The organism is Xenorhabdus bovienii (assembly GCF_024721015.1).
Taxonomy (GTDB): domain Bacteria; phylum Pseudomonadota; class Gammaproteobacteria; order Enterobacterales; family Enterobacteriaceae; genus Xenorhabdus; species Xenorhabdus bovienii.
In genome coordinates this window covers 20,962-31,454 of sequence record NZ_JANAIF010000046.1, presented here as the reverse complement: position 1 = coordinate 31,454, position 10,493 = coordinate 20,962, and the positions used below count along the sequence as shown (strand labels likewise).

The following is a 10,493-nucleotide window of genomic DNA, read 5'->3' as shown; positions in this document are numbered from 1 at the left end:
ATCATGGATATGCTTATATTATCAATGAAATATGGGATGACTGCATTCGTGAAAAAATACCACTTCCGCAATATAATCCTGTCTCTGCTTCATCGATGTGCGAAGCCAGAATAAAATTACCTGATGATGCTATTAAAACTATAAACAAAGATATCGTCTCTGTCTGGGAGAAGGATTCTCGCCCAATAACATGGAAGGGACACCGGCTTTTTGCTATTGATGGTTCAAAACTAAATGTTCCCAGAAAACTTATCAATAATGGCTATCGGGTCACGCAAAAAACATCCAGATATTACCCCTATGCGATGATGAGTTGCCTTTATGATATATCGAATTCAATTATATATGATATTGATTTTGTTAATCATAATAACGAAAGAGCTTGTGCAGAAAAACACTTTAGATATCTAGATAATGATGCTGTCGTTATCTTAGATAGGGGGTATTTTAGTTATTATATGTTACATCAAGTGATAAAAAATAATTTGAATGCGATATTCAGAATACAGGAAGGTAATAGAAACAAAGTGATTAGAGACTTTTCTAACAGCCATTGTGATGATGCTATTGTGACATATAAACCATCAGATGCAGTAAAGTCAGACCTTAGAAAAAGAAAACTTCTTTTTGAATTCCCGACTATCACGTTACGGCTAATAAAGTATTTTCACGAAGATGTTAAATATATTCTCGCTACAACTTTACTTGAACAAGATTATTATGAGGTAAAAGACTTTAATGACTTATACCATCAACGATGGAAAATAGAGGAATTATATAAACTCTCCAAATCAATCCTGTGCATTGAAGATTTCCATTCACATAATGAAAAAGGCGTCAAACAAGAGCTTCAGGCACATATATTATTACTTAACCTGACAAGGATATCGGAAAATTACTTTAATCACAGAAACGGTGATGATGTGAGGGATCGTGTCGATAACAAGGAGAGCCTGGGTAAAAAACAGAAGCTGAATTCAAAAAACTGTTTGTTTTTTATCGTCAAACATCTGCCTCTGCTAATACAAGGTAAGCTAAAAAAGCATTTAAAATCATTCTATTACACGCTTTATGCACTTATGGCAAGAATGATACAACGGGTGAGACCAGAGAGGCACTACCCACGGAAATCGATGAAACCCAGAACACGATGGAATTCTTTTGATGCGCCGATAAGGATTTAACCGAATGCCATTGCTAAGCCGGAACCGCCGAAAATTCCGTCAGCCGAAATTCAGCCCTGCTATAAGCGCATCAAGGTCAATAATTTTACCTTCGTTCTGGAAGGTATAATGCCCGTTCAGCAAAATATGCTGCCAGGCGACGGGGGACATTTTGGTTATCAATGCCAGTGTCTTGATGCTGTCTGATACCTCCGGTTTATTCAGTAACCGGGATAAAATCGCGGAGTTATAGTAGATGATTGCGTTAGCAACCAATCGCCCACACTGATTACTGATTTCCGTTTCGATGTCGGATCGTCCGGTGAGTTCCTTTTTGCCGCCGACCTGTGCGATGGCTGAACGGAGTTGATGATAAGATTCAAGCCGGTTCTGTGAGCGGTGTACATTCCGTTCTAACTGAGGATCACGCAGGTAACGCAATGTGTAGAGGCTGCGTACCAACCGATCATACTCAAAGATAGCGCGTCGCGTTGGATTGGGTGCCGTATAAGTACACAGCTTACGAATAAGCAGACCTTGTGTCATTTCTTTCAACCCCAACGTGGCAACAATCCGGTCAATATTGGCTTTTTCGCGGATAATAAGTTGCCGGTCAATCTGGCCGACGGGTTGAATCAGGCATTTTTTGTACATTTCCGGGTCATTAGCACAATACAACATCTGTAGTTGTGCATTCAGACTGGTGAAACGAGGCTCAAAACGCAGGCCAAACCAGTGAAGGATCGCGAAGTTAGCCTTATTAACACTGTGCATATCACCGGTGATGGCGGTTGGCACGATATTCGAGGTGTTGCGATACCAGATATCAAAGACATGGTAAGCCTCATATTCGTTTGGGCCTATCAGATAGCCGTTGAGAGGTATATGGTTACACAATAGCGTGTAGGCGACTACACCTTTGCCACGCCCAAAATATTTACGTGAATAGCGGGCTTTCACAGTTGTATGCTCAACCCCGAATTTCTGTCCATCGACCGCACCGTACAGAACGTCAAGATCAAACGAATAATGCGGAAAGATAGGCAGTGTGGCAATCGCATTACTGATGCAGTCATTGGCGGCCTGTAATGTCGCCTGACGCAGATACTGCTGGTAAGTATTTTCCAGAATGTGGTAGGGAATATCACTGGTTCGCGACATCACCTGATTACCGTGGTTCATGGCCTGGGCAATAATGACGGCCATCAGACTATCAGTTTCGGCTTGTTTTTTCGCATAACGTGGCTGTAAAGGTTTCATTACTGATAGAAAATGGCACTGTTCATTCACGAAACTGAGTACATCGGCAATATCGCAGAACGGCAGCTGGGCATAAAATGTTTGCTCTTGAGGTTTTCGATTATCCACCTTGGGTTTGCGCCAATGTAATTTCTGTGTGTCCTTATCGTATTCCAGATGCTTAAGCTGACCTTGTTTCAGTTCGTGATTGAAAACCTGCCATTGTTGATGTAATTCAGATGACAGGGTATCCAGCAAAACATCAACAGGTTGCTGTAGGAAAGGGATCTCCATTTGCGCCAGAACATCGCACTTTTTTTCATTTGAAACCAGCTCGTCGGAAAGATGGCGGTGTTGCAGGCTGCCATCAAGGTAAAATTCGCCTGACTGAAACCGTTTTCTTATCTGACGGTATAGCCAGAATTCATAGCGGTCGGCGTGCAAATGAGCCGGATTTCCATCCGTGTCAAATATCAGCAGGTACGGGCACAGCCGCTTTGGTAATGTTGCCGGCGGACATTCAGCAAGCGGCCGTTGCGAAAAACGCTGTCTTTTGCTGAAGATATCTTTAGCCCAGATGAGCGCTTTAAGCCATGGACTGGCAGGATCAATACAGGCAAAATCCAGCACGGTATACAACGGACGCAAATGGCGGCGAACACGCCCAGATAATTTGTCTACTGATTGCCAGTGTAGTGCCAGTTTTTTCAGTGGCTTATCGCGCATACGCCGTGCTGTATTTTGCACCGCGTCTCTTGGCATAATTGCCCAGGCTTGCTGACGTACTTCACCAAACGGTGTCATATCAGATACCCGATCATCGACGTACAATGACAGCAGGCGACCCACCTGTGAAGTCTCCTGATGACGTTTGTCTTGTTCATCAGCGAAGGTCTTTTTTGCGATAGCTCGGCTTTCATCCTCCAGTTGCTTCATATGAAAGGCCATCGCATCAACCAGGTTGTCAGTAAACTGCCGATAACGCCACCAGGCATAACAAAGCAAATAGAGCCGGGTTTGATCGGTTTTCAGATTACGCAAATCGTAAATAGTGTAAAAATTCACCAAACTTGCGTAATACAGTAGGTTCTGCTGTGAAATACCCAATCTGGGGTGTAACACTTTGAAAATTTCATACAATGGTTTCAGCGTAGCACGCTTTTCACGCTCTCGAGCCATCTGACGCCAGCCGAAATCTTTAGCATCTTGCCTGAGTACTGCCAGTTGAGACAACGTATCATCACGTACCAGCAGCTTATCCAGTAAGGCTGTAGCCGTTTCGTCCAAAACATCGGCCAGAATATTTCCCAGACGCTGGCGTTCAACAGAAAGCGCCTGGCTGACCAGATCCTGTAGTGTGGTGTAACCGGGTCGGACAATTTTGTTTTGGTTGAGCCAGATGACCAATTCGGCGGCAACAAAACCCGGGGCTGCATCTCGCCGCACGATATGAGCCGCTTGTTGTGTGAGCTGAGGCCGAAATTCCCCAGACCAAGACTGATAGCTAAATAATTGGGTAATTTGCTCACGCTGAGTGTAACGTTCATGTTTAGTGATCAGTTCGCTCCCGAAAGATTCATCATGGAAGTAGTGGCTTATCACGAAAGCGCAATCGTCACTGACCTCATGCCAGTCAAAACGGAAAAAAGCCTGCTTGGCTTTGAAATAACCCATCTGAAGAATGCAATAGAGTTGGTCATGCAGGCTTGGTCGATTATTGGCAAGAGCCAGTTCTAATTCAGTCAATGCCAGGAATTGCAGCCTCTGCGCATCGTTAAAATCAGGCAAACTATACAAGGCTTCTTGCTCAGCATCAGTTAATACAGACAGCCTTTCACTTTTACCGGTTATTTTGTTTGTATGATGAGCCATCACGTTGACTCCAGGAAATTCATGTCCGTAAGAGGATCGCTCAGCGAACAGTAAAAAATAATTATTATAGAATGATGCAGCGCGGCTGAAGTTGTCTCATAAAAATGGTACGGTATCAATCTCTTTGATGGCCCCTTAATCGTACATATTTATGACAAAAACATTGATTGGTTATGCACGTTGCTCAACAGACAAACAGGATTTGGCTGCACAGCAGGAGGCGCTACTCCAACTTGGCGTATCCCCTGACCGGATTTATATCGACGAGGGGTTAACCGGCTCAAACCGATTGAGACCAGGACTGGACCAGGCACTCGCAGCCGTTCGCTGCGGCGATACGCTGGTTGTGCCAAAACTAGACCGACTTGCCCGTTCAGTTCCTGATGCTCGTTATATCGCCGACTCACTGCTTGCTCGTGGGGTCAAACTGGCACTTGGCCCCAGTGTTTATGATCCGACAGACCCGATGGGGAAAATGTTTTTCAATATACTGGCCACCTTCGCAGAGTTCGAGGGAGATTTGATACGGCTGCGCACTCGGGAAGGTATGGCCATTGCCCGGGCAAAAGGAAAACTACGAGGTAAACAACCAAAACTCTCGGATAAGCAACAGAAAGAGCTATGCCGCATGCACGGAACGGGGGAGTACTCAATCAGCGATCTGGCTGAACTGTTTTCAGTATCGAGGCCAACCGTCTATCGGACTCTTGCGCGTACAAATAATATTTAAGAGTAGATTATGCTCAGTAATAATAGATCCAGCTATGATCAGTTTATCCGGAGTATTCATGCTTAAATTTTATTCTTTAGTTAGTCTATTATGGTTATCTATTTCTGCGCTTGCTCATTCATCCTCTGCGGTCGGTTTTAAAGAAATTGACCTAGATAAAGGAGAACTCAGGCCATTGAGTGTAGCAATTTGGTATCCTGTTAAAAATCAAACCAAAACTATAAACATCGGCGACAATCAGACTTTTTATGGAATTAATGTCGTGCAGAATGGAGTACCTGGTTCCGACGAATATCCACTGGTGGTTCTTTCCCATGGCTATGGTGGTAGTTGGCGTAATCTGAGTTGGCTGGCCAATGAATTAACCGGTCAGGGTTATATTGTAGCGGCGCCGGATCATCCCGGTACAAGTGTATTTAACAAAGATATGGAACAAGCCACAAAGTTATGGGAACGACCACATGACTTGAGTCGAGTGATCGACGCTATAACCACAGACTCTAAACTTGGTGGTAAGGTTGATATGGAAAGAATAGCAGCTATTGGTCATTCTCTTGGTGGATGGACCGTTATTGCCCTTAGCGGTGGACGCTTTGATACAGGATTGTTTAAAAAAGACTGCCAGAAGTATTCAACTCTCTGGGCTTGCAACCCTGTTTTAGTACTTGGACTTGAAAAGCCAGAACTGGAGAGAAACATGGAAGACTCACGCATAAAGGCGTTTATTTCCCTCGATGCAGGACTGATCCGGGGTTTTTCCTCAGAGAGTTTGGCAAAGATACATATCCCTTCTCTTATTATTGGCGCTGGCACAGATGTTGGAGATATGCCGGTCGAACTTGAATCCGGCTACTTGAATAAATATCTCTCGAAAACTTACTCGACCTATGTCGAAATCCCTGATGCTATGCATTTTAGCTTCATGCAAGTCTGCAAATCAGGCGCTATAGGATTACTTGAAGGTGAAAATAAAGATGATGGAATTATCTGCAAAGATGGCGGAAGCAGAAATAGGAATGAAATCCATCGCGAAATTGCTTTTCTTGTGACGGGTTTTTTGGCTAAAAAAATTCCAAATGTTTCGCATTGAACGTAGCCAAGTGTGGTAGCGGCCACAATTTTCACACATCGCCACTACTTCCGGAGCTACAAGCCCGACAAAATTTTGGACGGTTCCGGCTTACAACCCCTATTTGCTAATGCGCCTTGCCGACCGGCTCAGGCAATATTATGGATATTGTAAGCAATATAGGGCAATTTTAAGAAAACTTAAGAAATTAAAGGCAATGCAAGGCAATTTTGGAAAAAGACGTTATATCTCAACCGGAAAAAAGGCACATTTAGAGTAACCGGCCTTGGGGATCGCGCTTGAAATCAAACCGCAGTTTTGCAACCTTGCGGCCGGCCTTGACCGGCTTCCAGTCGATGAGCCAACCGTCTTTTTCAGTCAGTTCCTTAACTGCCGGTTCAATGATCTTGCGGCGGATGTTTGCGAAATTTTCGCGCTGTTTTTCCGTTGCATCCATAGACGTAGAGAAATCGTCAATGGCATATTCCGCCCAGCCGGTCGATTCAAAGCGCATCAGAAGTTCCAGCAGCTTCCATGAATAGGCAGAGCGCAGTGCACTGGCCTGTTGAAGCTGGTAGGTCGTGAACTGGCGTTTCAGGCCGGTCAGATGCGGCAGCAGGTTTGGCCACCAGTGCAGTTCGACCCATCCTTCACCGGCCTGATATTTGGCTGCGCCGATCCAGCGCATCTGGACTTTTGTCTTCACCAAAGGCTTGCCGTTGCGCCGATAGGCCGGCTCATAAAAGGTGATGGAACGGTTATAGAGGGATTTAGCTCCGGCCTGTAACTGGTCGTAGGCCGTGTCAAGCGTTACGTCGAAGACTTCTGCGTATTCCATTGCGGTAATGCGCGTGACAGGGATGTCAAACGTGGGGCGCGGCTTTTTGCTGTCGAGTTTCGAGACGCCGCAGGCAACCAGCCGTTTTTCCGATAGGGTCAGGCCATGTCCGGCACGGGTGAGGGCGTTGGTCATACTGATCCATCGTTCTCCTGCCGGGCGTTCTACACTGTCTGCGTCGTAATCATCCGCCTTGTGTGTCACCGCTGTTTTTGCCGTCATATGTGCCGCCTTTCCCGTTCCTGTGCCCTTATTAAGTGTAGGCACATTTTATGAATTGTGCCTAGTTTTTTTTAGACACATTTAAAAACAGATCTGTGGACAGCACGGGAAAAAAGGCACAATCACCGGAAAAAGGGCACAGTTAACCGGAAAAAAGGCACATTTAGCGGGAAAAAAGGCACATTTGTGGTATGTAAGAAATTGATTTATAAAGCGGAATTGACCCTATAAACTTTAAGAACTTTAAAAACTAAAAGAAAAACGCTGCCGTCAGTGGATAACTTCGCGTTTCCATTCCTTGAAAGTCAAAAACCTTCTTTTGTGTCTGAAACAAATTCCGCCACAATTAGAGCGATCGTGAAAATCGGCTGATCACGATCAGGAAAATTTCACGCGATAGGATCGTTATGGATCTTGCATTGGCATGGCATAAAGAAATGCGATCGTGCGGAATAGACGGATAATCTACGTGTTTAGGGCAGGGAAGAGCAGTTTAACATATTGAAAAACTTGTGATGCGGCATTAAAGAAAAAAAGATCTTCTTGAGATCCTTTGAGTTAGGTTGTAACCTTTAGTCTTGAAAAGAAAAAAACCACCCTTGCAGGGGCGGTTTTATTCAAGATTGAACAGTTTTACTAGAACGGTTCAATCGTGGTAACTAGCTTTCACGAGAAGCCGTCACCGAAAATGTCCTTCTAGTGTAGCCTTAAATGGTAAATCACTTCAAGTAATTCTCTCTGATTTTTTGTCATCCTTCTCGTTCAAGTTTGTTACCGATGGCTGTTGCCAGTGGCGATTTATCGTGTCTGTCGGGGTTGGAATCGAGTGACCAGTTACCAGACAAGGCGCAACGGTCGGACTGAACGGGGGGTTCGTGCATACAGCCCAGCTTGGAGCGAACTGCCTAACCGGAACTGAATGTCAGGCGTGGAATGAGAGAACGCGGCCATAACAGCGGGAATGACATCGGTAAACCGTATGGCGGGAACAGGAGAGCGCACGAGGGAGCCGGCTATTGGAAACGGTGGTCATCTTTAAGTCCTGTCAGGTTTCGTCACCCCTGATTTGAGCGTCCATTTTTTTGTGATACTCGTCAGGGGGGCGGAGCCTATGGAAAAACAAAAATTCCCTCTTTCCTCTCTCGGCCTTTCTCCTTTCTTTTTTAGAACAAGACCTCTTTATTTTAACTTACAAAGTTTGAGGTGGTATTGATAAATCTTGGTTCATGAGGCATGAAACCCGGCCGTATGGAAATGCAGGATCTGTCCGTTTTTCGATCACTCCGTTAAGCCACTTTCCCCTTGATCTTCAGGATAACTCCCTTTTTCCGCCCATTTTAACCTCTCGGATTCTCCTTCCTTATCCTCTCTGCCGGTGTGATTTTTTCTTCTTCATTCGTATTTGTCTGAAATGTTCAAAACTGTGCATCTTATTAAAGAAATTAACGCTTAAATCCGTAAAATGGTGTGTTTGATCCTATCGCTCCGTCATCATTCATCAACATTATCGATGGAATGCCGATTAATAGTTAATCGAAACATTGAAGCGAGAGACAGATGAAGAACACCAAAGAATCTCTGTATCTGAAAGAACTGGCTTACATGCGTGAACGGGCAAAGTTGATGGCGGCTGAATTTCCCCATCTGGAAAATTTTCTGAATACACCGCATGATCCTGATGTTGAACGGCTTCTGGAAGGTTTTGCCTTACTGTCCTCAAACCTGCGCAGTACCATTGAGGACAGCTACCCGGAAATTACCCATGAAATGCTGGGACGGATCTGGCCTCATGCCCTGCGTCCCGTTCCGCCGACGACGATCATCCAATTCACACCCCACAAGGGCATTCATCAAGGTGCTGTAGATATCCCTCGAGGAACATCTGTAACTGCCGCTGAAGGGGAACAGGTTTTACGATTTCGCACCTGTCGTCCCTTGCATATCGAACCTTTCATCGTCTTGGACAGGCAAATCCAAAAAACACGCGAACACAGCGAGATAATCTTGACATTGCGCCAAACGGGAGAGGTTTCATCCAGTTGGAAAGTGGGATTGCTCCAGTTTTTTCTCGGTACAGACCGTGAGCGGACGGCTCAGCTCAGCTTGTGGCTGGAACGCCATCCCGGTGATATTTTCCTGCGCACAAAAACCGAAGAAAAAAGACTCAGATACAGTCAGTTGCATGGATGTGATGCTCATTTCAATCACAGTGTACTGCCAACCGACAACACTCATTTTGCCCGTCTGCAACTGATAACAGAATATTACTGTCTGCCTTATGCTTTCGATTTTGTGACCTTTGATGCGCAGGAATACCGCGAACTGCCTTTAAACCCGGATGGTTCCTTTGAACTGGTCTTCAGGCTGGAAGGTGAGCTGCCACTGGATACATTGGGAGATGCTTTCCGGTTGGGATGTGTCCCTGCCATCCATTTGGAACCTATGATCAGCCTCCCCCTTCAGCTTGATGAAAATCAAGCGCATTATCCCTTGCCTTTACAGGATACCGTGCGGCTCTTTCAGTTACAGGATGTTCAAACGGTCAAACAACCCGGAGGGAAACAATTGCGCGGTAAAGCGCGTCATTTTCAATCTGTTGCCCGGTTTTGCGAGAGAAGTGACTGGCTGCTTGATGAAGGGCACCCTGAAAACATCTATTTCCAGTCACTTCTCTCAACCGATCTGCTGGGACGTATCCGGAATGGAATCCGCTTTCTGGGTGTAGATGGCGAAGATGCCAAGAATCTGCCGTCACAAACCGTTTGTGCGCATCTGAGCGGCTACCATGTACAGGCCATGACATTGGAGGCAGGGGATATTACGGTATCGGAGGAATCTGTGCCTGCCCATCTGCGAGCCAGCAATATCACGCCCGTTTCACCGGATTTTCCGCCGATGGTGATGGGAAAACCGGACTGGTCTTTGATTGGTGTCCTTAACAATACCCCATTCCTGATTTTCAATACGGACACGCTAAAGACCTTTCTCGGGCTGTTTGATTGTTATGGTGGCCATAACCGTCTTTTAAGTCAGAAAATGCAGCACGATATCAGCGGGATCGTCCACCTCGAAGCCACCGCCGGCGATCGGATACAAAACTACACAGGCCGTCCCATACGTGGCTATTATCTTCATCTGACACTTAATTCCGATTGCTACGATACCGAAGGGCACATGTATCGGTTCGCTCAGGTTATTGGCCAAGTTTTGTCTTGTTTTGTCATCGAAAACAATTTTATCCAGTTAAACGTTTATCACCAGAACGCCACAACGCCGTTGTGGCAATTTCGACAAATGGAAGGCTTGCGTAATGAAATGTAGCCAATGAGATAAAAAACAAAGATGGAAGATTGGGGGGAA

General features: G+C 45.4%; 7 protein-coding genes. 4 read left to right on the top strand and 3 right to left on the bottom strand.

The genetic code is table 11. The features are described 5' to 3' along the window. On the top strand, nt 1-1,184 hold a 1,184-nt coding region (locus tag NXS07_RS12835; protein ID WP_258086871.1), incomplete at its 5' end, for an IS4 family transposase. 39 nt (nt 1,185-1,223) lie between these two features. On the opposite strand, the gene NXS07_RS12830 is transcribed toward NXS07_RS12835, so the two are convergent. Then, nucleotides 1,224-4,274: a Tn3 family transposase gene (locus tag NXS07_RS12830; protein ID WP_438818388.1), complete on the bottom strand. Its 3,051-nt coding sequence runs from the start codon at nt 4,272-4,274 to the stop codon at nt 1,224-1,226. 151 nt (nt 4,275-4,425) lie between these two features. Between NXS07_RS12830 and NXS07_RS12825 the strand changes: the two genes are divergently transcribed. Beyond that, the gene (locus NXS07_RS12825; RefSeq protein WP_038197515.1) at nt 4,426-5,004 is read left to right on the top strand and encodes a recombinase family protein; all 579 of its coding nucleotides are present in this window, start codon (nt 4,426-4,428) and stop codon (nt 5,002-5,004) included. Between the two features lie 58 nt (nt 5,005-5,062). Next, on the top strand, nt 5,063-6,094 hold the full coding sequence (locus tag NXS07_RS12820) for an alpha/beta hydrolase family protein (protein ID WP_038223504.1): 1,032 nt from the start codon (nt 5,063-5,065) through the stop codon (nt 6,092-6,094). Nucleotides 6,095-6,344: 250 nt separating this feature from the next. Here the strand turns inward: NXS07_RS12820 and NXS07_RS12815 are convergent, their stop codons facing one another. Together NXS07_RS12815 and NXS07_RS12810 are read right to left on the bottom strand one after the other, a co-directional pair. After that, on the bottom strand, nt 6,345-7,133 hold the full coding sequence (locus tag NXS07_RS12815) for a replication initiation protein (protein ID WP_258086870.1): 789 nt from the start codon (nt 7,131-7,133) through the stop codon (nt 6,345-6,347). A gap of 749 nt (nt 7,134-7,882) precedes the next feature. Further along, complete coding sequence (locus NXS07_RS12810) at nt 7,883-8,014, bottom strand: replication initiation protein (protein ID WP_258086869.1); 132 nt, start codon at nt 8,012-8,014, stop codon at nt 7,883-7,885. 676 nt (nt 8,015-8,690) lie between these two features. On the opposite strand from NXS07_RS12810, the gene tssF reads away from it, so the two are divergent. Further along, on the top strand, nt 8,691-10,454 hold the full coding sequence (gene tssF, locus NXS07_RS12805; RefSeq protein WP_258086868.1) for a type VI secretion system baseplate subunit TssF: 1,764 nt from the start codon (nt 8,691-8,693) through the stop codon (nt 10,452-10,454). Nucleotides 10,455-10,493 lie beyond the last annotated feature (39 nt).

Coding starts and splice junctions, on each gene's coding strand:
- NXS07_RS12820 (WP_038223504.1), top strand. CDS start 5,063: ATGCTTAAATTTTATTCTTTAGTTAGTCTATTATGGTTATCTATTTCT.
- NXS07_RS12810 (WP_258086869.1), bottom strand. CDS start 8,014: ATGCACGAACCCCCCGTTCAGTCCGACCGTTGCGCCTTGTCTGGTAAC.
- tssF (WP_258086868.1), top strand. CDS start 8,691: ATGAAGAACACCAAAGAATCTCTGTATCTGAAAGAACTGGCTTACATG.
- NXS07_RS12830 (WP_438818388.1), bottom strand. CDS start 4,274: ATGGCTCATCATACAAACAAAATAACCGGTAAAAGTGAAAGGCTGTCT.
- NXS07_RS12825 (WP_038197515.1), top strand. CDS start 4,426: ATGACAAAAACATTGATTGGTTATGCACGTTGCTCAACAGACAAACAG.
- NXS07_RS12815 (WP_258086870.1), bottom strand. CDS start 7,133: ATGACGGCAAAAACAGCGGTGACACACAAGGCGGATGATTACGACGCA.